The 22,114-nt window shown below is 57.7% G+C and carries 23 protein-coding genes and 2 pseudogenes; 9 read left to right on the top strand and 16 right to left on the bottom strand.

Annotated features, from left to right (window positions below):
* Positions 1 to 54: 54 nt before the first annotated feature.
* The 3 genes from ACSQ9D_RS32290 to ACSQ9D_RS32280 form a co-directional block, all read right to left on the bottom strand.
* Positions 55 to 279 (bottom strand): hypothetical protein, encoded by a 225-nt coding sequence (locus tag ACSQ9D_RS32290; RefSeq protein ID WP_436285828.1) that lies wholly within the window; start codon positions 277 to 279, stop codon positions 55 to 57.
* A gap of 251 nt (positions 280 to 530) precedes the next feature.
* Positions 531 to 815, bottom strand: coding sequence for a type II toxin-antitoxin system RelE/ParE family toxin (locus ACSQ9D_RS32285; protein ID WP_436285827.1), 285 nt, complete (start codon positions 813 to 815; stop codon positions 531 to 533).
* Positions 815 to 1,075, bottom strand: a complete 261-nt coding sequence (locus ACSQ9D_RS32280) for a CopG family ribbon-helix-helix protein (RefSeq protein ID WP_436285826.1) — start codon at positions 1,073 to 1,075, stop codon at positions 815 to 817. Before ACSQ9D_RS32280 ends, ACSQ9D_RS32285 begins: the two co-directional genes overlap by 1 nt.
* Positions 1,076 to 1,374: 299 nt before the next feature.
* Here ACSQ9D_RS32280 and ACSQ9D_RS32275 point away from each other — a divergent pair.
* Positions 1,375 to 1,656, top strand: a pseudogene (locus ACSQ9D_RS32275) (transposase); the annotation flags it as partial.
* Between the two features lie 103 nt (positions 1,657 to 1,759).
* Here ACSQ9D_RS32275 and ACSQ9D_RS32270 read toward each other — a convergent pair.
* From ACSQ9D_RS32270 to ACSQ9D_RS32260, 3 genes and pseudogenes are all read right to left on the bottom strand, one after another.
* Positions 1,760 to 2,305, bottom strand: a pseudogene (locus ACSQ9D_RS32270) (nucleotidyl transferase AbiEii/AbiGii toxin family protein); the annotation flags it as partial.
* A gap of 85 nt (positions 2,306 to 2,390) precedes the next feature.
* Positions 2,391 to 3,119: a DUF6088 family protein gene (locus ACSQ9D_RS32265; RefSeq protein ID WP_368514886.1), complete on the bottom strand. Its 729-nt coding sequence runs from the start codon at positions 3,117 to 3,119 to the stop codon at positions 2,391 to 2,393.
* A gap of 154 nt (positions 3,120 to 3,273) precedes the next feature.
* Positions 3,274 to 4,206 (bottom strand): LysR family transcriptional regulator, encoded by a 933-nt coding sequence (locus tag ACSQ9D_RS32260; protein WP_436285825.1) that lies wholly within the window; start codon positions 4,204 to 4,206, stop codon positions 3,274 to 3,276.
* Positions 4,207 to 4,300: 94 nt separating this feature from the next.
* On the opposite strand from ACSQ9D_RS32260, the gene ACSQ9D_RS32255 reads away from it, so the two are divergent.
* The 6 genes from ACSQ9D_RS32255 (at position 4,301) to ACSQ9D_RS32230 (ending at position 9,399) form a co-directional block, all read left to right on the top strand.
* Positions 4,301 to 5,050, top strand: a complete 750-nt coding sequence (locus tag ACSQ9D_RS32255; RefSeq protein WP_436285824.1) for an SDR family NAD(P)-dependent oxidoreductase — start codon at positions 4,301 to 4,303, stop codon at positions 5,048 to 5,050.
* A gap of 472 nt (positions 5,051 to 5,522) precedes the next feature.
* The gene (locus tag ACSQ9D_RS32250) at positions 5,523 to 6,425 is read left to right on the top strand and encodes an adenylate/guanylate cyclase domain-containing protein (protein WP_436285823.1); all 903 of its coding nucleotides are present in this window, start codon (positions 5,523 to 5,525) and stop codon (positions 6,423 to 6,425) included.
* A gap of 18 nt (positions 6,426 to 6,443) precedes the next feature.
* Complete coding sequence (locus ACSQ9D_RS32245) at positions 6,444 to 7,199, top strand: winged helix-turn-helix domain-containing protein (protein ID WP_436285822.1); 756 nt, start codon at positions 6,444 to 6,446, stop codon at positions 7,197 to 7,199.
* Positions 7,200 to 7,529: 330 nt separating this feature from the next.
* On the top strand, positions 7,530 to 8,294 hold the full coding sequence (locus ACSQ9D_RS32240; protein ID WP_436285821.1) for an SDR family oxidoreductase: 765 nt from the start codon (positions 7,530 to 7,532) through the stop codon (positions 8,292 to 8,294).
* A 64-nt stretch (positions 8,295 to 8,358) separates the two neighbouring features.
* A complete protein-coding gene (locus ACSQ9D_RS32235; RefSeq protein ID WP_436285820.1) occupies positions 8,359 to 8,622 on the top strand; it encodes a hypothetical protein in 264 nt (87 codons plus the stop codon).
* A 411-nt stretch (positions 8,623 to 9,033) separates the two neighbouring features.
* Positions 9,034 to 9,399, top strand: a complete 366-nt coding sequence (locus ACSQ9D_RS32230; protein ID WP_037081656.1) for a response regulator transcription factor — start codon at positions 9,034 to 9,036, stop codon at positions 9,397 to 9,399.
* A 50-nt stretch (positions 9,400 to 9,449) separates the two neighbouring features.
* Here the strand turns inward: ACSQ9D_RS32230 and ACSQ9D_RS32225 are convergent, their stop codons facing one another.
* The gene (locus ACSQ9D_RS32225; RefSeq protein WP_436285819.1) at positions 9,450 to 11,762 is read right to left on the bottom strand and encodes a PAS domain-containing sensor histidine kinase; all 2,313 of its coding nucleotides are present in this window, start codon (positions 11,760 to 11,762) and stop codon (positions 9,450 to 9,452) included.
* Between the two features lie 301 nt (positions 11,763 to 12,063).
* Between ACSQ9D_RS32225 and ACSQ9D_RS32220 the strand changes: the two genes are divergently transcribed.
* Positions 12,064 to 12,936 (top strand): alpha/beta fold hydrolase, encoded by an 873-nt coding sequence (locus ACSQ9D_RS32220; protein WP_436285818.1) that lies wholly within the window; start codon positions 12,064 to 12,066, stop codon positions 12,934 to 12,936.
* Positions 12,937 to 13,004: 68 nt separating this feature from the next.
* Here ACSQ9D_RS32220 and ACSQ9D_RS32215 read toward each other — a convergent pair whose 3' ends face one another.
* The 3 genes from ACSQ9D_RS32215 to ACSQ9D_RS32205 all read right to left on the bottom strand — a co-directional run bounded on the left by ACSQ9D_RS32215 (position 13,005) and on the right by ACSQ9D_RS32205 (position 14,475).
* On the bottom strand, positions 13,005 to 13,643 hold the full coding sequence (locus tag ACSQ9D_RS32215) for a response regulator transcription factor (protein WP_072378858.1): 639 nt from the start codon (positions 13,641 to 13,643) through the stop codon (positions 13,005 to 13,007).
* 183 nt (positions 13,644 to 13,826) lie between these two features.
* Positions 13,827 to 14,075, bottom strand: a complete 249-nt coding sequence (locus tag ACSQ9D_RS32210) for a hypothetical protein (protein ID WP_436285817.1) — start codon at positions 14,073 to 14,075, stop codon at positions 13,827 to 13,829.
* A gap of 115 nt (positions 14,076 to 14,190) precedes the next feature.
* On the bottom strand, positions 14,191 to 14,475 hold the full coding sequence (locus ACSQ9D_RS32205) for a GNAT family N-acetyltransferase (protein ID WP_436285816.1): 285 nt from the start codon (positions 14,473 to 14,475) through the stop codon (positions 14,191 to 14,193).
* A 740-nt stretch (positions 14,476 to 15,215) separates the two neighbouring features.
* Here ACSQ9D_RS32205 and ACSQ9D_RS32200 point away from each other — a divergent pair.
* The gene (locus ACSQ9D_RS32200) at positions 15,216 to 16,763 is read left to right on the top strand and encodes a PAS domain-containing sensor histidine kinase (protein ID WP_436285815.1); all 1,548 of its coding nucleotides are present in this window, start codon (positions 15,216 to 15,218) and stop codon (positions 16,761 to 16,763) included.
* Here the strand turns inward: ACSQ9D_RS32200 and ACSQ9D_RS32195 are convergent.
* The 6 genes from ACSQ9D_RS32195 to ACSQ9D_RS32170 form a co-directional block, all read right to left on the bottom strand.
* On the bottom strand, positions 16,708 to 17,901 hold the full coding sequence (locus ACSQ9D_RS32195) for an MFS transporter (RefSeq protein ID WP_436285814.1): 1,194 nt from the start codon (positions 17,899 to 17,901) through the stop codon (positions 16,708 to 16,710). The two genes, ACSQ9D_RS32200 and ACSQ9D_RS32195, sit on opposite strands and share 56 nt — an antisense overlap.
* Positions 17,902 to 18,042: 141 nt before the next feature.
* The gene (locus ACSQ9D_RS32190; RefSeq protein ID WP_436285813.1) at positions 18,043 to 18,801 is read right to left on the bottom strand and encodes an SDR family oxidoreductase; all 759 of its coding nucleotides are present in this window, start codon (positions 18,799 to 18,801) and stop codon (positions 18,043 to 18,045) included.
* Between the two features lie 103 nt (positions 18,802 to 18,904).
* Complete coding sequence (locus ACSQ9D_RS32185; RefSeq protein ID WP_436285812.1) at positions 18,905 to 19,315, bottom strand: cupin domain-containing protein; 411 nt, start codon at positions 19,313 to 19,315, stop codon at positions 18,905 to 18,907.
* A 99-nt stretch (positions 19,316 to 19,414) separates the two neighbouring features.
* Positions 19,415 to 20,056 carry a response regulator transcription factor gene (locus tag ACSQ9D_RS32180; protein ID WP_436285811.1) on the bottom strand — a complete coding sequence of 214 codons (642 nt, stop codon included), beginning with the start codon at positions 20,054 to 20,056 and terminating at the stop codon, positions 19,415 to 19,417.
* A gap of 134 nt (positions 20,057 to 20,190) precedes the next feature.
* Positions 20,191 to 21,681 (bottom strand): mechanosensitive ion channel family protein, encoded by a 1,491-nt coding sequence (locus tag ACSQ9D_RS32175; RefSeq protein WP_436285810.1) that lies wholly within the window; start codon positions 21,679 to 21,681, stop codon positions 20,191 to 20,193.
* A gap of 220 nt (positions 21,682 to 21,901) precedes the next feature.
* Complete coding sequence (locus ACSQ9D_RS32170; RefSeq protein ID WP_436285809.1) at positions 21,902 to 22,099, bottom strand: LysR family transcriptional regulator; 198 nt, start codon at positions 22,097 to 22,099, stop codon at positions 21,902 to 21,904.
* Between the last annotated feature and the right edge of the window lie 15 nt (positions 22,100 to 22,114).

Raw genomic sequence — 22,114 nt, 5'->3', positions numbered from 1 at the left:
AACGCGACGAACTTCATGGCTTTGGGTTCGGCGGCGTCCCGGCTCGGGCTCAAATCATAGACCGGGCCGAGCACTTCTCCACTCCGCGACATCTTCCATTTGCACCCAGATCGTTTCCTCTTTTCCGGCACGACCATGCTCCAGCTTGTACGTCGCAACCTGGCCAAACGTGTCAACATATTCGAGTAGCCGCTTCTCAGATGCGTCTGGTGGTGAAGCTACTCCTTCCAGAGCCTCCCGCGTCACGATGACGAGCCAATTCGCCGTCTCGTCGGTCATGGGGATGTGACCGTTCTCGTCTCGAATAAATGGCGGCAGGTTAGGACGGAGGTGAAGCGACATAGGGTACCTAAGACGATTTTGAAGCAACGTTGCCAGCATGGAGAACTATAGTCGCTTTATGTCGTTCCCGGGAGCACTCGTGCGAATGCCAAAAAATACATTGTGCGTCGTCGTCGGCTTATGCTCCACACCCCGGCTAGGGCACCGTCTGGTAGACGTCAAAGCGCATGAAGATCAACTGCGGCTCGTTACTTCAGCGGGCCGACGGCATCGCTTGCTCGCCTACTCGTCAAAGGTGCTTGCGACTGTTGAATTTGATAGCGCAGCTCGTATTGGCCAACCAGAATGCGGCGTACCTCCCGAGGCTCGAACTCCTCGAGCCGCTCGCCAAGACGCAGCTGCTCGAGCAGGCGTGTTGCGGCGGTTGTCAGCGCCTGCACGGTCCGGGCCGCGGCTTGCCGATTGACCGGAGCGAGAAAATCGTAGAGGCGGCCGAGGTCTGAGACCGCCTTGCTCGTCCACTTCAGCTCCATCAGCGGGGCAGCGATAGCGGCTTGTCGCTGTCGAGGCTATCGGCCCAGGCCTGGACCGATTGATGATCGATGACCTCGCCGCTGTCCACGTCGGCCAGCGCCTCCAGCGTCAGGCGCCGGCGCTCGTCCTCCTGGTCGATCCAGGCAACGAGCGCTTGCTTGACAATCCAGCCGCGCGAGCGTTCAAGCCGGGTCGCCAGCTGATCAACCTTATCCGCAAGCGGCAGCGGCACGTGCGCGGTCAGCACCTTGGTTTCCACCGGACGGCTCCTTTTTCAATCGTAGTTAATCGTAGCGATTAATTCTGATTAAGGCGAGTGGCTCCCACTGCGGCAGGCTAAGGCCGCGGCTCGCGGGACGAGGCGCGCCGCAGTGTATCAGTTCCATAATTCAGCTTATGCCATTTTAACAATTATAAGGTGCATAAATCGGACGCGTGCTTCTTAAAGTAGAAACGACAGTATACCGTTCCCACGGAACGAGACTGAAACGCACCTCCGCCCCATAAGGGCCTAATTAATGATAGGCCATAGCCAAAATTAGACAGGCGGCAATCGACGGGACGGAGTTTGCCGGGTTCAGGGCTTTGGAAGACGGCATCGGCGCACGCGATTGGTTCTGTGATCCCACCGTACCATGGCAGAAAGGGCAGTGGAAAACGCCAACAAGCGCATCGCCGCTTCATGCCAGGCGATACGGATCTTGCATCCATCTCTCAGCGTGACCTGACACGCCTTGCCCGGCATCTCAACGATCAACCGCGAAAATGCTTGGCTACAAAACGCCGGCCGAAGTCTTCATCGCGCATTTGCGTGGAAGCGGCTCATCCCCTACCCTGTGAGCGGCGTGATGCACTTGGATTAGCTTCTCCAATAACACAACCGCACCCGGATGCGAAACACGGCTGCGTAACGCCACTCCCGATTTACCGCGGAGAATTCCTGTCATTCCGCCTCGGGCACGACGTTTATGAAGCGCTCAAGATCAGCAATGCTCGCCATGACGTCCTCAAACTTCGGGAGTTCCCCGAAGATCATTGCGGACATGTGATCGTAATCACGCGAAAGCTTGTCGCGCATCCCTGCGGTCGGCACGAGCCGATAGCTTCCCGGCAACACTCGGTCATATCGATGATCGGGAGCGCGGAACATCAGGTCTTTGTGCTTGCGGCATGCTTCCGCAAGCTCGGACATCGAAGCCGCCGCCTCGCCGCACTCGCTGTTGGTCCAAACCTGATGGACATCATAGTAGTGACGCGAATACCAATTGAGATCGGGAACTGGCTTTTCCGGGCTTTTCTCTTCCGCCCGCTTCTCGGTCATCTCGGTCATGGCGTGAAGGATAAGGATCTTCTCCCAGAAGGTTCGCTCTGGCTTTACCGTTGTCACGCCGTTGATCGTCAGGTCCGCTGCCGAGCTTAGCTCTGAGGCAATGTAAGGTGTGATCGTCCGGGCTTCGACCGGTACCGGGTCGGGGCGAGCTCCGCCCTTTTCGACATTCTCCGCACGCGTCTCAAGACCCGCCGCAACGGTAGAAAACAGTGCTCGGCGATCGTCTGCGCTTGATCGGAGAATTTCAATGAACGTTTCCTGCATAGCCCTCTTCTTCGGTCTTTTGCGGGCTGCGATCCGCCGATAGCCCTTTTGTTATCTCTTGCACCGTTGAGTACATCCATGCTGGAAGAGCGTCGACGTTTGAACGCAGATCGTCGGAGATTGCCTCCCGATGCGGGCTGTTTCTCAGCCTTTGGATGATCCCGTTGATAGCGGGCTCCAGGCTACTTCGATCATCACGCAACCAGGACAGCGCCTGAACGATGCGCATGGCTGGCCTACCCGCCCAGAACGCGGCCTTCGCCGAGATTCGTTTGAAGTCGAGCGTATAGATCACCCGTTGGCCGGCCTTCGGATCGCCGGCGCTCGCGTCGATCTCGATGGTGCGAGGGTATGTATCGGCGTGAACCGTAGACCGCGCTGGAACCGCCGTTGTCAGACCCAGGTCATTGGCCGCAGTCATTCCGTCCACGAGAATGCGCAGTTTATCGCGGCGGGCGATTGCATCGACAAAGGAAGCGCGAGGTGGGAAGACCATCTTGCCAGTCAGCTTGCTGACCGTCGGTTTGTCGTACAAACCTCGGTGTGGCCGGCGTATATCCCCTCGATTTGTCAGGCGTTGGAGTGCCTTTTCTACCGCGTTCGGACTTGCCAGATCGAGAAAGTCACCACGGAACCATACGCCAGAAGGCGCGCTAGCAGCGATCCTGGAATAGATCCGATCTAGGGTGTCTGAGGTCGGGTCGGGCATCGGCTCTCCAATGTCCAAAGATTATATATAAACTTTGGTCAGTGGCAAGTGACCAAAGTTTATGTACAAATTCTGGTCAGTAAGATGTCGCCAGTCGGCCTAATCTGGATGGGATCACGTAACCACTTGGTCGGGCTGTGATTGTCGCGCAGCGTCAATCCCTCGCCGCAGCGGCATCTCCAGGTGACCGAGCACGAATCGAGAGTTTCTGGGCCTCAAGCGCTACGAAATCGGAAAGCAGCTTGACACGTGACGGCACGGTCCGACCAAGCGCGTGAACAGCACTGAAGCGCATCGGCTTGAGCGCGCCCGCGGGTGTCACATCGATCAATATTCCCGAATCCAAGTCGTCTGCCACCACACAACGCAAGAGCAAGGCTACTCCGAGACCGTGCCGCGCTGCCGAATGTAGAGCGATGCCGCTGTCGCAGTCTATTCGCCCGGTTGGGAGGATCTTGGACCCGTCGGCAAAGGCGATGTGCGCCGTTCGGCTGCCAACGGAGTACCGCGCAAAGGGCATGCTCTGAAAGTCATCGATTGTCCTCGGCACGCCCCATTTCGACAGAAGCGACGGAGCTGCAACCAGAACCATGTCGAGATCCGCGAGATGCCGAACAACCAGATCGGGTTGCACGACCTCCCCGACCCTGAAGACGACATCGTAATCGTCCCGGATGATGTCGACGAACCTGTCTGTCAACCCGATGTCCAGCGTTAGGTCAGGGTATTCCTCGGCAAACTTGGTGAAGATCGCCCCGAGAAACAGCTCTGACATTTCGACGGGCATACTGAATCGCAATCGTCCGGTTAGTCCACTGCTACTTGATAGCCCATCGTCCGATGCATCGAGTTCTCGCAGCAGTGGACCGATCCGCTCGAACAGCATCTGCCCGTCGGGGGTCAGTGTAAGGGCGCGTGTCGACCTGAGAAAAAGACGGGATCCGATCAGCTTTTCCAACCGACCGACGCTCTTCGAAATGGCGGAGGGTGATGTTTTCAGATCCCGAGCAGCCGCACTGAACGATCCAACTTCGACCGTGCGCACGAACGCGATCAATCCCGACATCTCATTCAGCAAATGGGTCACCTGAATCTCCGAGGAAAAGGTTATGTGCCGACGACACGGCTAAAATCCATTCAGGCAGCAGCATACGTTCGCCCTGTCAACATGGAGAACGAAAATGCCTAGTCTCAAAGATAAGATCGCGGTCATTACCGGCGGCAATAGTGGCATCGGCAAAGCGACTGCCATGCTCTTCGCCCAAGAAGGCGCTCAAGTCATCATTACAGGGAGAAGGAAGGATGTCGTCGATCAGGCAGCCAAGGATATTGGCAATGGAGCCATTGGCGTCGTCGGCGACGTAGCGAGCAGGAGCCATCATCACGACCTTGCAGAAGACATCCGCCGGCGTTTTGGCGCACTTGATATCTACATGGCGAACGCCGGAGTGATCAATCTCTTGCCCTCCGACGAAGTCACGGAGGACGAGTACGACCAACACTTTGCGATTAACACCCGCGGCGTATTCTTCGGCGTTCAGGCCATCTCGCCGCTTATTCGGATCGGGGGTACCATTATCCTGACAAGTTCGCTCGCGGCGACGAAGATACTTCCAAATCACACGTTGTATGCAGGTACGAAGGCGGCGATCGCAGCGTTCGCTCGCAACTGGGCTGTCGAGTTCAAGTCCCGAAAGATCCGCGTGAACGTCCTCAGTCCGGGGCCCATAGAAACTGAAATTCTAGGCAAACTAGGCGTGTCGGAAGAAAATCGGCCGGAGATGATCGACCAGCTATCGAAAGCAATACCAGCCGGCCGTTTGGGTCGCCCCGACGAGCTGGCAAAAGCCGCTCTGTTTCTCGCCTCTGATGCAGCAAGCTTCGTAAACGGCGTCGAGCTCCACGTCGATGGTGGGATGGCGCTCGTATGACAGCAAGGCAGTGAACGCGATCCGATCCTGAGTTCTGCCCTACTTCGAGAAGCTGGTGTGCGAACCCTGTCGCTCAGGGGCAGCACCGGCTTCAAAGTCCCTTGTTGCGGGTGGGATTATGATGTGCCGTGTCAACTAGAACGCTCGTATATCTACCGCTGCAATAGCGTCGGCGTAAATGCTGGAGACTATGGGTGTCGAACTAGACCTTAGATTTCGGGTGCAGATTCTGGACTGGCTCGCGGCCGGGGTTCGGTACCAGCCGCGGGGGGAAAAGGTCTTCGCGGAGCTCTGTGCCCGCATCGTCGCATGTGGGATTCCTCTTAGCAGAGCGACGCTGCATCTTCGGGTCCACCATCCGCAGTGGCTGGGCACGCGGATGACCTGGATGCGCGGCCAGTCCGATGCCAGCGTTCAGACGATCGCCTATGACGTCGAGGCAACCGACGTATTTCTGCGCAGCCCATTTCGGGTGGCGATCGATAGCGGAAAGCGTGTTCGACAGAAGCTCCAGATCAACGGCCCGCATATTTTTGCCATATACGAGGAGCTGAAACACGACGGCCATACCGACTACGTGGCTTGGCCCCTCGATCACACGCAAGGTCGCCGCCACCTTATTACCTTCGCTACCGATCGTCCCGATGGTTTTTCGGATCAGGAATTGGCGCTCCTCGACACGCTGATGCCGTGGTACTCGCTCGTCACCGAAGTACGGGTAAAGGACCAACTGGCTCGAACGCTGTTGGAGACTTACGTGGGTGCGCACGCCTCCGACGAGATACTGCACGGCGCCATAACGCGTGGCAGTCGAGAGACGATCATTGCAGCCATCCTGATCTGTGATCTGCGAAACTTCACTCGTCTGTCTGACAGTCTTCCGCGTGACGAACTGATCGAAATCTTAAACAGGTACTTCGATGTCGTCGCGGAGCCGATTGAACGTCACGGCGGCGAGATCCTGAAATTCATCGGAGACGGCCTCCTAGCGGCATTTCCAATGGATGGCGCGGATGCCTGCCAGCATCTGCTCGCGGCGGTGCAGGAAGGATATCAAAGCGCGTCCTGCTTGCGACGAACTGCCGAAGTGGTCCGCTTTGGTACCGGCATCCACCTCGGTGAAGTCATGTACGGGAACATCGGCTCCAAAAAGCGTCTCGATTTCACCGTGATCGGATCCGCGGTGAATCTGGCCTTCAAACTCGAGGCGCTCACCAAAACACTAAATCGTCCAGTCCTGCTCTCGGGAGATTTCGTACAAGCAGCCGCATGCTTTGATCAAACCGACTACCTGGGTCCGCAAAGGGTCTCTGGCTTCGATGTTCCGATCGGTGTTCACGCGTTGCGGTTGAACGCCTCTCAAATGCCTTACTGATCCCAACGGTACTCCTTGATGAACGCTGGGGCAGCCAGAAAACACGTCCTTGTTCTGGATCACGACATGACGACCCGGACGAAGATAGCGGACGTCCTCGCCGCAAACTCGATCAGAGTTAGCCTGGTCTCAGAAGAACGCGAGCTTCGAAGGTTGGTCGCGATGGAAATCGCGGATGCGATGATTGTAGAAGTTAATTCATCGGAGGCTCTCGCCACGGTGCGGAACCTGGCTTCGCTGACCCATACACCGATCATCGTTATTAGCGCCGACTTGATCGATGAAGACGACAAGGTTCGAGGATTGGAGGCTGGCGCTGTAGACTATCTCGTCAAGCCCTTCGGGTACCGCGAATTCATGGCTAGGCTGACTGTGGCGATGCGCGATAGGACGTCGCCGCTTCTGGCACGCGATCGACGCGGTTATCGCTTTGATGACTACAAGCTATCCGTTCGGCAGCGTTGCTTGATACGGTTGGACGGAAGCGATGTGAAATTGACCACCGCTGAATTCAACCTCTTGATCGCGTTCCTCAATGCGCCAAGACAGGTGCTCAGTCGCGAGCAGCTCCTGTCCACGAGCCGCGTTCATTCCGAAGAAATCTTCGACCGCAGTCTGGACCCCTTGATCCTGCGATTGCGTCGGAAGATCGAAAAGGATCATGCGAGTCCTGTGCTGATCAAGACGGTTCGAGGCGTGGGCTATGTGCTGGAAACTGACGTGGAGGTCGATGAGCGCCCCCGGTTGCGGCGGCAGGTGATTCATGAAACCTAATCTGGCTCCGCCGTCCGAAAAATAGGCGAGGACCGACATCGACGGTCGGTCCTTGCCCTGCAAATGCAAGCCGGATGGATGGGACGCTCGGCTGCCGCTTCGTTGGCCGCAGGATGAAACCGGAAAAATCCCTGCGTTCATCGTCTCCATCGTGTCCGGTTGACACAGCTCACAGCGGTTGAGTTAGCCGTTCGAAGCATCGCTAACATCCCAAACCTTGGTTTGCATTGACCTCGCTTGCCGTAAATCCGAAGCTTGCCCCGCCTGCTCGACGCGCGTCCGATTGGACGCGATAGCGTCTTTGGCGCGGCACCTGCAATGGAGCGTGAGATGAAGATTGCGGTTATCGGCGCAAGCGGCCTTATGGGTACCAAGATTGCTTCCGTCCTCGAGAGAGAAGGAATCGACGTCGTGAAAGCTTCGACTAGCAACGGCATCGACGCCTATACCGGGGAAGGCCTTGAGAGAGCACTCGCCGGAGCGGATGCGCTGATCGATGTCACGAACTCTGGATCTTTCGGAGAAAGCGACGCATTCGATTTCTTCAGGAAAGCCGGGGCCAACATGCTCGCTGCTGCCAGAACGTCGGGGGTGAGCCATTATCTGGCGCTCTCCGTCGTAGGCACTGATCGCTTGGTCGAGAATGATTATTTCCGTGCGAAACTAGTCCAAGAGAACCTCGTCCGCGCGTCCGGGTTGTCGTTCACGATCGTACGCTCTACTCAGTTCTTCGAGTTCTTCGACGGAATTGTAAACGCCAGCGCGGTGTATGGAGTCTTGCGTCTGGCTTCGATCCTTGTCCAACCGATTGCCGCAGACGAAGCAGCAACTTCAATTGCTCGTCTGGCGGCCGGAAAACCCGCCAACGCCATCGTTGAGATAGCTGGACCTGAACGCCTTCATTTGCCTGAATTGGCCCGTGAGCTCGTCACCGCCACTGATGACCCGCGGCCTGTGGAACTCGACCATGAAGTTCGGTATTTCGGCGTCTCTCTACCAAAAGATGGCCTCCTTCCCACATCGGCAGCCGCCTTGGGAGACCTGACCTTCCACGATTGGCTTTCCAGGAACATGGTTTCACAGGAATACGCATGAGGCTTTGATGTGACGCGTTGGTTACGCGCCCCCCGCTCCGGGAAGCTCCAGGCGGGAGTATGGCTTGGCACCGAACGAACTGAAGTTCAACGCGGAGCTTCGGGTAGCTTTACCATATTCCATGGATTCGGCGATTTCGCTCAATCACACTTCTTCAGACGCCTCGAGCACTTCCGAAACGCTGTACGAGCCGCCTGAATCGAAATCTCAACATCACCTGTTCGGCACCCTGATCGCGAAAGAAGCCGTACCGCAGCAAGTACTTTGCATTGCGCAGGCGGAAGCTCTCGACGAAGCGCGACCTGGGCGACCGGCCACCATGAAATAACTTCTCCAGCGTGGCGCGCGGGCAATGTTGTAAAGCAGCTCGGCCGCCGTCGCAAACTCGCCGAAGAGAATGGTCAGACGATGCTCTTCGTTCTTTTCAATGCGATAGGCTCTTGCAGGACCGTCGGATGTAGATCCTGTCGGTCTTGCTCGCGACAGCGATGAATTCCACCTTTCTGCCTATTCCCTTCCCCGCTGATGACCGCCGCGAGTAGTAAGAGAGGGCTGGAAACGCCGGTAGCATACTTAGGTTTGGATTGACGCCAATACTCCCATAGGTCGATGATCGTTCCTCTTAAACGTAGGGATCGAAGGCGCGGTCTCGGCCCGACTACCTGCGCTTGGTTCGGCAAGTGCGACTACCTTTGGCCGGTGAGCATGCCTCCAATAGAGCAAAGAAGCTCTACATCACATGGAAATGCTTCAAATGCTGGTTGCCATCGTAGACGACGACGCAGTGGTTCGGGAATCATTGCTCGATCTGCTCGAGGTGTCCGGTTATTCCGTCGTGACATTCGCGTCTGCTGCCGATTTTCTGGAATCGCCCCGGATCCCCGAAATGCGATGTCTTCTCCTCGACATTTCAATGCCAGGCATGAGCGGCATCGACCTCTATAAGGAACTGAACCGGCGAAAGATCGCGATACCCGTCGTATTCATGACAGGCCATGCGCAAGAGGCGCTGATCAACGAAGCGAAGCGGGCAGGAATCTGCTTGTTCAAGCCTTTTGCTGGCGCGGAACTTCGAAGGGCGATCGAAACCGCTATTGAGATCTAGCGCATGTACGAAGCTTCAAATGTGGGCGGCGTAATCTGCACGACGGATCCTCAAGCTTCTTGGCCCTCGACCGGCAAATCAAAGATGAACTTCGCTCCGGTCGGATCATTCTTCTCCACCCAGAGCCTGCCGCCGTGCGCTTCGACGATTGATCGGCATATTGCCAGACCCATCCCCATCCCCTGCCCCTTTGTGGTGTAGAATGGTTCGAATATTCGCTCTGGATCTTCGACACCCGGCCCGGTGTCGGATATTTCCGTGTAAATCCGCTCGCTGTCGCGTCGTACGCTCAATTGGAGCATCCCGCGATCTGCAGCAAGGTCCATTGCTTCCAATGCATTCCGGATGAGATTGACGAAGACCTGTTGTATCTGGATAGGATCGAAGAACAACGGCGGAAGATCTTGCTCAATTCGGCATTCCATCCGTACGCCCCGTCGCGTGGCTTCTTCAGCCATCAGATCGCGGGCCTCTGCCGCCACAGCGTCAAGCGCCTGTGTCTGGCGCGAGTCCTGGGTATGCTTAAAAAGGGCACGGATGCGACCGACCACCTCTGTTGCGGTGTTTGCGCTGCGAACGACGCGTTCGAGCGCTTTCTGTGCCCGTTCTACGTTTGGCGGGTCGCCGCTGAGCCATTGCTGGCAGGCATCTGAACTCGATACCATGGCCGCCAGAGGCTGGCCTATTTCGTGCGCGATCGATGCGGTGAGTTCGGCCAGGCGCGCCGCTTCGCTGGCCTTTGCGAGATTTCTTTGTGCGACCCTAAGCTCTTCTTGTGCGCGAAGCCAATCGTCTATGTCGATACATACGCCGTTCCACTGCACGATATCGCCGTCGGCATTGCGCATCGCCAAGGCCCGCGTCTCCATCCATCGGTACTCGCCGTCGAACCGGCGCAATCGATGCCTCATCGCGTACGGCTCGCCGGTCGGGAGCGACTGGCTGTATTTGTGTTTGACGGCGGCTAGCTCGTCCGGATGGATAATGGCGTCCAGGGTCACATCCAGGCGGTGCTTGCCGATCTCGTCCTTATCTTCGATTTCGAATCCCAGATACTCGCTCAGCTTGTGACTACGATAGATCGGCGCACCGTCAGGCGCTAGGCAGTAGATCAACGCCGGCAGCGTCTCGACGAGTTGATGGAGCGAATGCTCACTATCACGCAACGACTGTTGAGTTCGCATCTCGTCATCGACATCGATGGATAGGCCATACCATTCCACTATCGCATCATCGGCATCGCGCAGCGCCTCGAACCGATCGTCAGTCCACCGAAATAAGCCATCCTTTCCGCGTCGGCGATATCTCATAGAAAATGCTTCGCCTGACCGAATGCACCGAATTGCCTGATCTCTCACTTGCTCGACATCGTCGGGATGGATCAAATCCAATGCCGCTTTGGCGAACTCAGCGAAGTCCGTCTTCGTCAATCCTGCTTGTTCCAGAAATCGCTTGCTGACGTAGGAGAGTGCTCCTTCAGGCGTCCAACTGCAGATGTTTACCGGCAGCGCATCGATCAGTCGTTGCAAGTGCCATTCGGATCGCTTGAAAGCTTCCTCTGTACGAACCTGGTCGTTGACGTCGTGACAGAGGCCGTACCACTGGACGATGCGGCCGTCGTGGTCCCGCATGGATTCCGCTCGGCTGGACATCCATCTGTAAACCCCGTCAAAACGACGTAGGCGGTATCTCATGAAGAAGCTTTCTCCCGTGACAAGGCTCTGATTCAGAGTGCTTCCGAATTCAGCCGCGTCGTCGGGATGAATTGCCATCTCGATCATGGCGTCCAGTCGGCTCAGACCGGGCCTTTCGATGTCTGTGACGTTTCGGCCGAGATAGTCGATCATTCTCCGGTTGAAGAAGATCGGCTCGCCCTCAGGTGTCAGACGCCACAAGTGGCCGGGAACCGTGTCGACGAGTTGCGAAAGTTCAAGCTCCCGGTCGTGCAACGTCTCAACGGTTGCCCGGAAGCTGTCGATGTCGATCGACGTGCCATACCATCCGAGAATCTCGCCGGTGCCATCCCGCACAGCCCTTCCGGAGCTTCGAACCCAACCGTAGCCGGCCCGGCGTCGGATACGAAACTCACTGTCGAAGGGTTGTCCGGAATGAATGGAGTGACGCCATTCTCCGGCAACGCGTTCATAGTCATCGGGATAGAGCAGTTGCTTCCAAGCGACCTCTCCCTCGCTCCAACAAGCGTTCAACTCGTCTGGCGTCTTGCCTAGAGCCGCTTGTAAGGCAGGTGAGAGGTAAATCCACCTGCCGCTCGCATCGAATGCCCAACCGACGCCGGTCAAGTTTTCAACGGTCTTTGCGGCCTCGATAGGCGAATTGCCAGCTGTGACAGTATCAGGCGTCATCGGTTGCTCTCCATCCGGAGCTTCGCTGTGATCGCTCGACATGTTTTACGCCCGCGCCGCGCTTCAGTCCAACGTAGGCACACGATTGGCTGACGACGCACAAGTTCCTTCCGCAACGGAAGGCCATCGACCGCGGGCATCCTTCGACAGGTCCAGGACAGAAAACGATGGGATCGCAAGGGGGCATCGAGGCGGCTGTCACCGATCAAACGTACGTATAGCTTTTGCGCCAACGTGGAGATGCTAGCGTTGCGGGCCGGTGTTTCGGCACTGGAACAAGACTTAGCAATAGGAGTTCGGAATGAACGTCAATTCCATAACCACGACATCCGAAGAGGCCGGGCATGGCTACGTGACATCGATGGACGGCACCCGCATCTTCTACAAGGACTGGGGGCCGAAGGAGGCGCAGCCGATCGTGTTCCATCATGGGTGGCCCCTCAGCGGCGACGACTGGGACGCCCAGATGCTCTTCTTTCTGGGAAAAGGCTACCGTGTTATCGCTCACGATCGTCGCGGACACGGCCGATCGGAACAGGTCGGCGGCGGCCATGATATGGATCATTACGCTGCCGATGTTGCCGCCGTCGTGGAACATCTGGACTTGCGGAACGCTGTTCATATCGGTCATTCGACGGGCGGTGGCGAAGCTACCCGCTATGTCGCCCGCTATGGCAAAGGCCGCGTTCTGAAGCTGGTACTCATCGGCGCAGTGCCGCCCATCATGGTGAAGACACCCGACAATCCAGGCGGACTTCCGACCGAGGCATTCGACGGATACCGTGCTGCGCTGGCGTCGAACAGAGCCCAGTTCTATTACGACGTAGCCAGCGGGCCTTTCTACGGTTTCAATCGGCCCGCCACCGTTGCCTCTGAGCCGATTATCCAGAATTGGGTGAGACAAAGCATGATGGGCGCGGCAAACGCTCACTACCTGGGTATCAAGGCTTTCTCGGAAACCGACTTTACGGAAGATCTGAAAACGATCGAGGTTCCGACTCTCGTTCTCCATGGTGATGACGATCAGGTCGTCCCGATTGATGATTCCGCCCCCCTCTCCGCCAAGCTTCTGAAGAACGCGACACTGAAGATCTACAAGGGACTGCCGCACGGGATGGTGACGACCCATGCAGATATCATCAATCTCGATCTGCTGAGATTCATTGCCGTATAATAATAATGCGGAGGGTGCTTCAAGCATCCTCCGCGCCATTCGGTTCAGCCCGCGCTTTGCGGGCGCCCTCAGTTCCTTTGCAGTTTTTCGGCCTTGCGAACCAGATCGGCAAGGGAACGGCTCTGCATTTTGCGCATCACGCTCATCCGATGCAGCTTCACGGTCATTTCGCTGATCCCGAGCTGATAGGCGACCTGCTTGTTCATAAGCCCGCTGACGACGCCGAACATCACTTCCTGCTCTCGCGGGGTCAGCGTATCGACCAGCGTCCGAATCTGCTCGCGTTCGGTTTCAACTTTGCGTCTCTCGCCGTCCAGGCGAATGGCGTGATCTACAGCGTCGAGCAGATCCCGCGTAACGAACGGTTTGGTGAGGAAATCGGTAGCGCCGGCTTTCATTGCCCTGACGCTGGCCGGAACGTCGGCATGGGCCGTCAGGAAAATGACCGGCATCTTACTTCCGAGCGAGATCAACTGGCTCTGGACATCGAGGCCGGTGCCTCCGGGCATTCGAAGGTCGACAACGATACAGCCAGGGGCGGTCGTATCGGCCGTGCTCATGAACTCAGGTCCACTGGAGTAAGCGGAAGCCCGCCTATTCGTTACCATGAAGAGGTCGAGAAGAGCGTCTCGCATGTGCTTGTCATCATCGATGACATAGACAATAGGTTCGGCGGACAAATCCTGTTTCGTATCTAGCTTTTCCATGATCGATCCTCCACTCGCTTGCGGCGCACTCTCCTATGAGGGGCGGAATGACGTCGATGCCAAGTGGGTGCCGCCGCTGGGGTCTAATTATCACGAACGCCAAGCCTAGTGATGATAAACCTTGGTTTACTTGCTCTCCACCGCCTGACCCATGCATGCGTGCAGCGACAGCGGAACTGTTCATCAACCGACCAACTCCGAAAAAGGAGTGACGCGCCGCGGTCCAATGGCGATGTTCTCCGTCAGGATCTCTCCGGTTTCCAGTTCCAGGGCCGGCACGTATCCTTTCGGGGTGACGGTACCGAAACCGCGCCCGCCTGCTGTCAGTTTCGTTGCGAGGTCGACGCGCTCAATCTCGAAATCGACATCGGCTTCCCTCAACGCGATGTGGTCTGCCAGGCTGCATGCCACAGGAGAGTAGTAGAGCTTCATCGGACGGTTCCTTTGTTGTTCGGTGAACGTGACGGGGCACGATTCAAGAACCGGGCGGCCTTGCTAGGATCGCTTCCACTAATATTTGTTGGGTGCGCCTGACCGAAAATGGGGGCTAGGAACTACCGTCCACGACGTCATTGAATTCCGGGTGCGTCTGCAGGAAGTTCTGCATGAACGAGCACCGGATCACGGCCTTTTGGCCTCTTTCCCGGAGATTATCGAAGACGCCTTTGATGAGGGCGGCACCGATGCCCTGCCCCTCGAATTCCGGAACCTCGACGTGGACGAAGACAAGTCGTTCGCCGTCCACCTCATAGTATGCCGCGGCCAACATTCCTGCATGTATCTGGCGCTCAAACCGATGCATTTCAGGGTTGTCTCTCACCTTGGAATCCATCGTTTTGTCCTTCCGAGCTGGTCTTATAGGGTCGCTGGGGTCACGAACCGTCTGGGGCTGGCGGGTGAGGATACAGTCCGATGAGCGAGGCCGTAATCCAAACGTAAGTTTACTTGCTGGCCATTCTCTCCCGCCGTACCTAGGCCGCGGGCGGACAGGTGGCTTCCGGGGGGCGCGTGCGCCGAATGGCCGACTGGGTGGCGCAGACAGACCGGTCGAGAGGCACGGATGTGTTCGGCCGGAAATCAGCGGAGAAGACGATCGTTAGACAAGTTCGACGTGGCGGCGTCGCTTTTTGAGATCGAGGCCGATGGGATGCCGCACGGTATGATTCGTCGCGCAACCGAGCCGTTTTCACGACTAAGACGACAGGACTGGGCGGACTTGGCCTGACAATCATGAGCCGCTTCGCAATGAAGCCGGAGGAAGCTTCCGTCTCGAGAGCAAGTTCGGCTTCGGGACGCGCGCAACGTGTCGCTGCCGGTAGTCTGAAGAGAGCAGCTTAAATCGACGTCTACCCCAAGTCACAGGTTTGATGGTGACTGCGTATCACACCCCCATAAAGTTTTGGGGCTGCACTTCTTACCAGAGGGGCTATAAACTCCGCATCCAGTGCGCCCTTAATTGTGTAGAATCGTGAGCGGGGCCGTAGGAAATTTGCCAGCAAACCAGCAACGGTGGATGGAGTAATCGACAACGCGGAGGATCGTATGTCGAGTAGACAGGCGCGAACGAGGACAATGTCCACTTCAACGGACTCCGGCGGCGGCACCTCAGATTTGACGGCGCAGCTCGCTGAGAGCATACCGGCGCATCTTTGGTCTGCTGATCCGCTTGGCAGGTTCACCTATATGAACCAGAGCATGCAAGCATACTTCGGCACGACACTTGATGAGGTCGCATTCTTCTTGCGAGGAGACCAATTCGGATGGCGGCGATATATTCATCCCGACGATTATGAGAGCGTTGCGGCGAAATGGGGGCACAGCCTAGAGACGGGGGCGCACTTCGACAGCGAGCACCGCCTGCGTCGGGACGATGGCGAATATCGTTGGTTTCGAGCATCGGGCAGACCGTCGTACGATGGCCGAGGTTTTATCAATGCATGGTTTGGGCAGACGATCGACATCGAAGAGCAGAGGCGCGCCGAGGAGGATCTGCGCAATCGGACGGCCGAGCTGTCATTGCTGGTCGATATGGTCCCGAGCAACTTGTGGCGACTTACACCAGACGGGACTACCACACTGGTGAACAAGCGCATGGCTGACTTTCTCGGTCTGGAAGTCTTGGACCAGACAACTCTCGAGACCGTGATGGATACAATCTTCCATCCGGACGACGCGGCACCCGTAGGGAATGAGTTGGGGCGTTGCCTGCTGACGGGCGAAAGCTTCGCCATGAGGTATCGACTCCTTCGGGCCGACGGCATGTACAGGTGGATGTCGGGCCGCGCTGAGCCGATGCGCGACAAGGATGGGCAGATCGTCACGTGGTTCGGCCTCTGCCACGAGATTCATGATCAGGTGCAAGCGGAAGACGCCTTGCGGCGCTCGGCCGCGAAGCTTGCCCATGCGACGCAAGCTGCAAACCTGGCCGAGCTGTCCGCCTCTATCGCACACGAGGTCAATCAGCCTTTGGCGGCGATTGCGGCCGATTCAGACGCCTGCACTCGCTGGCTTTGCGTCGATCCTCCGAACGTGGAGCGGGCAAAGCTCGCTGCCGAACGCATCACGACGGCGGCGGTATCCGCAGGGGATGTCGTCCGGCGGATCCGCGCCCTGTTCCAACACATTTCGCAACCTCGAACGCTTGAAAACGCAAACCTCCTCATAGAGGAAGTCTGCCGCCTCATGGCCGACGAAGTTGGCGCGAACGCCGTTCGGATCACAACGGATCTGGATCCGAATCCGCCGATGATCGCCCTTGATCGCGTACAGATACAACAGGTTCTGATGAACCTCATCCGGAACGGTATCCAGGCGATGGATAAGACGGAGGATGGCGCGCGTTCACTGGACATCCGCTCATGTCGCGATGGGTCCGGAGCTGTGCGAATTGAGGTTCGAGACGCCGGGAGCGGGTTCAGCGACATCGAGCGTGTCTTCGAGCCCTTCTTCACGACCAAAAAGGATGGCATGGGGATGGGGCTCGCGATCTGTCGTTCGATCGTGGAGTCCCATGGAGGCCAATTCCGGATGACCAACAACGACGCCAGGGGCGCGACCGTTGCCTTCACCCTTTCGATGGAAGAAGATCTGTCGTCCGGGCCCCAAGGCGGCCTCGGCTGATGACGATCATCGCAAGAATCCAGGCGACAGCCGTCATCGCGACGCAAACCGCACTAAGGCTCGTATAGCCGCTCGCCGCGATCACAACGCCGCCCAAGACCGGGCCGGCTGCGAAACCCAACAAGTAGGCTGATCCCGCCGCTGCTGCCCAACGCCCGCTACGGTCGATAGCCGCGGCAAGGCCGAAGAGGTAGGGCATCGAGAAGTAGTAAAGGATAACCGATCCCACGAGGGCGATCACATAAGCTGTGGAATTTTGCAAAAGGCACAGCACCAAGGCGATAAGCGCATAGCCGAGACAGAACGCGGAAATGGGCATCGCCCTTCCCAAGCGAACGTTCAGCGCCGTGGCCGCTGCGGCGCCGATGAGACCGACGAACGAGGCGATGGTCAACGTGTATCCGACTGCGGTGGTCTCCATTCCTGAACGCTCGCCCAAGGGAGCGCTGAAAGCGTAAAGAGCGGCGGACATTGCAACGAAGAGGAGGATAGCGGCTAAGAGCAATGTGCCGACCAGGGGTGAAATGGTCTCAGCATCCAAGGCAGCTTCCTCTTCCTTGAACGGTCGGGTATCCGGAACAAGGAGAAGCAGCGGAGCAAGTGCGAGGGTAACTCCGCCCAACAACGCAAAGACACCCCGATGCGCAAATGCGGCTGTCAGTTCGCCACCGATGCTGAAGAGTGGGACACTTCCAAGGGCCCAGGCCAGTTGGAAGAAACCGAAAACCTTTTCGGGATTGCGGCAGTGGGAGGCGACGATGCTTAATGACATCGCATAAAGCGCTCCTTCTCCGACGCCTGCCAGGGTCCGCAACAAAATCATGGCGGTCCATCCGCCAGCAATGATCGAAGCTCCTTGAGCCAACAACGTCAACCCTACAGCCGCAATGCAGACACGCCGATAGGAGAACCGGGGCAAAACGGGGGCGATCGAGATCGCGGTGAAAGCGAGCGCAAGAAGTTCCACGGAGGTGACAATGCCCGCGTCGCGCTCTGACAACGACAAACCGTCCATCAACCCGGCAATAACAAACGGCGACATTTGAGCGAACAGTCCGCCGATCACCTGGGCGGCAATGACGCCGACAACGAGGGCCGCTGGGTCGCGCGCCGCAGACGGGTTTGAGATATTGATCATGAAACGATTGCCATGCCGCCGGTCTACGAGTGAGAGCGGCAAATGTACGCGTTCGCGTTCAGCAGGTAAATCGTATTAAGGTCGCATGTCCGCCTAAGTCCGAGGCGCGGTCTTCCGCGCCCCGTCCCTAGCTATTCAAACTCAGGCAGCAGCTTTCGCGCGCTGCGCGAACCAGGTCTTGACGTCCAGCCGTCCGAGCTTGGCGGTGCCCAGCGGGACCAGGGATTGGTCGTCGACGAGTGAGCCGAAATACCTGGCTTCCTTGTCGACCACGACGGTCCGAGCGTCATGAGTGGCGGCAAGATAGCCGGTCAGGAAGTCGCTCATCGGCTTCTTGTCCGGACCTGCGATCTCGATCGTCTGGTTTGCCGCAATACCGGTGGCCGCCTCGGCGACGAAGCCGGCGACGTCGTCCGCCGCGATCGGCTGGAACGCTCCAGGTGAAGCGTGGACGGTCTTGTCGACCGTTGCGCTGTCGGCGATGCCGCCCAGGAATTCCATGAACTGCGTCGACCTGACGATCGTGTAGGGAACGCCGCCCTTCTTGACAATGTCTTCCTGAGCGACCTTTCCAGGGAAGTAGCCGTTGTCGGGTGATCTCTCGATGCCGACGATGGAAAGCGCGACGTGATGGCGAACACCCGTCGCCTTTTCTGCGTTGATGAGACTTGAGGTCGATTGTTTGAAGAACGAAAGCACGTCGGCGGGCGCGAATGAAGGCGAGTTGGCAAGATCGATCACCACCGCTGCACCGGCAAGTGCGCCGGAAAGCCCCTCGCCCGTCAGGGTGTTTACTCCGGTGGACGGAGAGGCCTGCACGACGTCATGTCCCTGGTTTCTCAGGAGAGCGGCAACTTTCGTTCCAATGAGGCCCGAGCCTCCGATGATGACGATTTTCATGTTTTCGACCTTTCGCTTCGTGATCCTTCGCGGATCATCCGGTTTTCGTAATCGGGTAGCGGCGAAGGGCTGCCGTGCCCCCCGCCGCATCGCAGCGACAACCTTAGTTGTCGGGATACACCAGCTTGGTTTCATCGGTGTCGACTACAAAGACTGCGAGAAGCTTCGCAGGCTCGGTTTCGCTAGCATTGGCGCTCACCTGGTGATGGTCGCCGGGGACTTCCATCCAGTTTTCACCAGTCTTGTAGACCTTCACCTCGCCACCGTTGACCTGGCTTTTGATTGAGCCCTCGATAACGGTTGCATAGATGAAGGCGCTCTTGGGGTGCATGTGCGAGGGGTTGTAGCCACCGGGGCCATACTCGACCAGAACGCCGCGCATGCTCTTGCCGGGGACGTTCGGAAGCTTGTGGTCGAACACCACGGTAACATTGGCATTGTGCGATTTATCCGCAGCCGCGGCGGGAACCGCGATCATAGCCGCGCATAGCAAACCGATTGCCAGCGTTCGCATGGATTATCTCCTTCTCGAGATGATTGATTACGCGCAGATCGTAGGCGATGCCCGCATCGGATGGATAGCTATACGAAGGTTAGCCGTGTCACCTGAACGTCACTTCGAACCTTGCGGATGGACCTCATCGAAGATGCGTACGAGATCTGCGACAGACCGGGCGTCAAGCTTCTTCATCATCCGACCACGGTGCAGTTTGACCATGATCTCGCTTATTCCCATCTCGTAGGCGATCTGCTTGTTCATCAGACCCTTGGACACGAATCCGAACACTTCCGCTTCCCGCGGCGTCAGGCTGGCAATGCTGTCTTGGGCATGAAGCAACGATGCATATTTGCCGCGCAGTTCGGCGTTGCGATCCAAAGCGAGTTTCGTTGCCTTGATCAGACTTTCCGAGCTGAACGGTTTCAATAGATAGTCGAAAGCGCCGGCCTTCATGGCAGATACGCTTGTCGCAACGCTGGCGTTTCCCGTCATGAAAATGATCGGAAGCGGATGACCGAGACCTGTCAGTTTTTCCTGAAGCTCTAAGCCTGTCATCCCAGGCATTCTAATGTCGAGGAGGATGCAGCCGGGCTGCGTCAGATCGGCGTGCTCGAGGAAATCGATGGCACTCTCGAACGCAGCCGCCCGCTGTCCTATCGAGTCAAAGAAATTGAGAAGCGACGCTCGCAAGTGAGCGTCATCGTCGATGATGTGAACCGTGGCGAGCGGGTGCTTCGAACTGCCAGTTTCAGGCATATGGGCCTCCCGATCGTTGCGCCGAGAGCAACAATCGCACCGAAAGACTATGTCAGGTCATGCAGCATTCGCATCCAATGACGCCGTCCTGTCAATGCATTTAGCTTCCCAAGGTGGTGAGCGAACCGATTAAGTCAGGTGTTCACATGGTTCCGATGTATCTGGAACATCGACCTTATTCGGTTGAGCAGGTCCAGACGCCGACGCTCATGCTGGATCGACGGCGTCGTCGATCTCTCTCCTATCCGCTCCCTGTGAGCCAGGTTCGCGGCCAGGTCTTCGGCAAGCTCCGGCCGATCCCGCAGCAGTGGAGCAAAGGCGTCCTTGTCGATCTCGTACACGATGACGCGCGTGACAGCTTGCAGCGTGTGGTTTTCCTCCATACCGGCAAGCGATCCCCGTTCGCCGAAAAAGTCTCCTGGTGCCAACCTGGCGATTTCGTCGTTATCCTTCTTCATTGCCACGATGCCTGCCTGCACAATCATGAGTGTCGCGAGTGCCTCGCCCTCCCGGACGATTTCGGTGCCGGGGGCAAATATTCGTCGGGTTGCGGAGGTTGCGAGAGCGACGCGCTCGTCACTGCTCAAGACAGAGAAGATGGGGATGGCCTCGATAAGGCCGAGCGCTGTTGGGGCCGTAGGCTGCTCCTCAAGTCGAGCGTTGCACCCCGCAAACACCGAGCTTTCCAGTGGCGTCGCCAGTTGCAAGCCGTTGGCCCTGCAATGACGATAAACGAGATCGATGACTTCGCTGCGGGCCTCGCCGCGCTGCGCCGGGCTCGTGACGCGGAACTGCAATTCGGCGGTGACTGCGCTGGCGTCGATACCGACGAGCACGACGTTCGGACGGGGTTGCTTCACGATCATGTTGCTGCTGTCGAGCACTGTGCGCATCACCTCCATGATTGTTCGAGGCATCCGCGTCGGAGCCACCCTCACCCGCAGCGTGATTTGATGGTTCTCGTCCGGCTGGCTGACATTGGTAAGGCCCAATTTGGCGAGAACGCTGTTTGGCAGGACGACGACATTGTGAGCGCCGGTAAGGAGGTAGGTCGAGCGCCAGTTGCTGGCCATCACCCTTCCCTCGGTACCGTCGCTCAACTCGATCCAGTCGCCGATCACGTACGGACGTCCAAGCGTTAGTGCGATGCCCGAGAACACGTCACCGAGGGTGTTTTGCAACGCCAGTCCGAGGATGATGGCGATGACCCCGGACGTCGCCATTAACGTTCCGATCGGGACGCCAAAGACGAAGGCCAGGATCGAAAGCAACACGCCGAGGTACACGACGGCCACGATCAGGTCCTGGATCAGCCTCGCCTCTCGCGGACGATGATCGAGGACGATGTAGATCCGCACGAAACCGATGACGGCCCAGGACAAATGGACCCACCAGAGGATCTTCGCCGAAACAAGCAGCGCGTTCGCCCCGTCGAGGCTGCCAGGCTCGTAATGGAAGGGAAAGGCATGAGCATAGGCCAGAACCGCCGTCATCACCGCAAAGAACGCGATCTGCACGATGAGCCGGGCGGTTGGGCGGGACGGGCCTTGCACATGCCACACGACAATCCCGGCGACGCCCAGGACACTGATAGCCAGCGGCAACAATGGAACTTCGTGACCCATATCAAATCTCGCGAGGAAATTCCCACCATACGCACGGCCTGCTGGGGAGGCTATCAAACGAAGGTTTGCCCCTATGGTCTCCGGGCGGCTGCCTGAGGCTGTCGATCACTGATGGCATGCGAGGAAGGTGCGAAGTCAATCGTTCCCTAAAGGTTTGGCTTTGGTGCGATCAATTACCTCTTGTGCCGCGCGTGCTTCGATCGCCATGGCTTGGTATCGCTCAAAGTACTGCAAGCCTGTCGGTTACCGAGAAACGGCGGGTCGAACGGTCAATCAGCCGGACACCCAATCTTTCTTCCAATGCGGCGATCCGACGGCAGAGCGTAGACCGCGGCATGCCAAGTTCCCGTTCGGCGGCAGCGAAACTTTTTGAACAGCCGACGGCGACAAATAGCCGGAGATCGTTCCAATCTCGCATACGATTTCTCCGACT

The sequence above is a fragment of the Rhizobium sp. LjRoot258 genome, assembly GCF_964254185.1.
In the GTDB taxonomy this organism is placed as follows: Bacteria; Pseudomonadota; Alphaproteobacteria; order Rhizobiales; family Rhizobiaceae; genus Rhizobium.
The sequence above is the reverse complement of the archived record's forward strand: the minus strand, read 5'-3'. Positions and strand labels throughout refer to the sequence as shown.

Coding starts and splice junctions, on each gene's coding strand:
- ACSQ9D_RS32290 (WP_436285828.1), bottom strand. CDS start 279: ATGACCGACGAGACGGCGAATTGGCTCGTCATCGTGACGCGGGAGGCT.
- ACSQ9D_RS32285 (WP_436285827.1), bottom strand. CDS start 815: ATGGAGCTGAAGTGGACGAGCAAGGCGGTCTCAGACCTCGGCCGCCTC.
- ACSQ9D_RS32265 (WP_368514886.1), bottom strand. CDS start 3,119: ATGCCCGACCCGACCTCAGACACCCTAGATCGGATCTATTCCAGGATC.
- ACSQ9D_RS32255 (WP_436285824.1), top strand. CDS start 4,301: ATGCCTAGTCTCAAAGATAAGATCGCGGTCATTACCGGCGGCAATAGT.
- ACSQ9D_RS32245 (WP_436285822.1), top strand. CDS start 6,444: ATGAACGCTGGGGCAGCCAGAAAACACGTCCTTGTTCTGGATCACGAC.
- ACSQ9D_RS32240 (WP_436285821.1), top strand. CDS start 7,530: ATGAAGATTGCGGTTATCGGCGCAAGCGGCCTTATGGGTACCAAGATT.
- ACSQ9D_RS32230 (WP_037081656.1), top strand. CDS start 9,034: ATGGAAATGCTTCAAATGCTGGTTGCCATCGTAGACGACGACGCAGTG.
- ACSQ9D_RS32225 (WP_436285819.1), bottom strand. CDS start 11,762: ATGACGCCTGATACTGTCACAGCTGGCAATTCGCCTATCGAGGCCGCA.
- ACSQ9D_RS32220 (WP_436285818.1), top strand. CDS start 12,064: ATGAACGTCAATTCCATAACCACGACATCCGAAGAGGCCGGGCATGGC.
- ACSQ9D_RS32215 (WP_072378858.1), bottom strand. CDS start 13,643: ATGGAAAAGCTAGATACGAAACAGGATTTGTCCGCCGAACCTATTGTC.
- ACSQ9D_RS32210 (WP_436285817.1), bottom strand. CDS start 14,075: ATGAAGCTCTACTACTCTCCTGTGGCATGCAGCCTGGCAGACCACATC.
- ACSQ9D_RS32205 (WP_436285816.1), bottom strand. CDS start 14,475: ATGGATTCCAAGGTGAGAGACAACCCTGAAATGCATCGGTTTGAGCGC.
- ACSQ9D_RS32200 (WP_436285815.1), top strand. CDS start 15,216: ATGTCCACTTCAACGGACTCCGGCGGCGGCACCTCAGATTTGACGGCG.
- ACSQ9D_RS32195 (WP_436285814.1), bottom strand. CDS start 17,901: ATGATCAATATCTCAAACCCGTCTGCGGCGCGCGACCCAGCGGCCCTC.
- ACSQ9D_RS32190 (WP_436285813.1), bottom strand. CDS start 18,801: ATGAAAATCGTCATCATCGGAGGCTCGGGCCTCATTGGAACGAAAGTT.
- ACSQ9D_RS32185 (WP_436285812.1), bottom strand. CDS start 19,315: ATGCGAACGCTGGCAATCGGTTTGCTATGCGCGGCTATGATCGCGGTT.
- ACSQ9D_RS32180 (WP_436285811.1), bottom strand. CDS start 20,056: ATGCCTGAAACTGGCAGTTCGAAGCACCCGCTCGCCACGGTTCACATC.
- ACSQ9D_RS32175 (WP_436285810.1), bottom strand. CDS start 21,681: ATGGGTCACGAAGTTCCATTGTTGCCGCTGGCTATCAGTGTCCTGGGC.
- ACSQ9D_RS32170 (WP_436285809.1), bottom strand. CDS start 22,099: ATGCGAGATTGGAACGATCTCCGGCTATTTGTCGCCGTCGGCTGTTCA.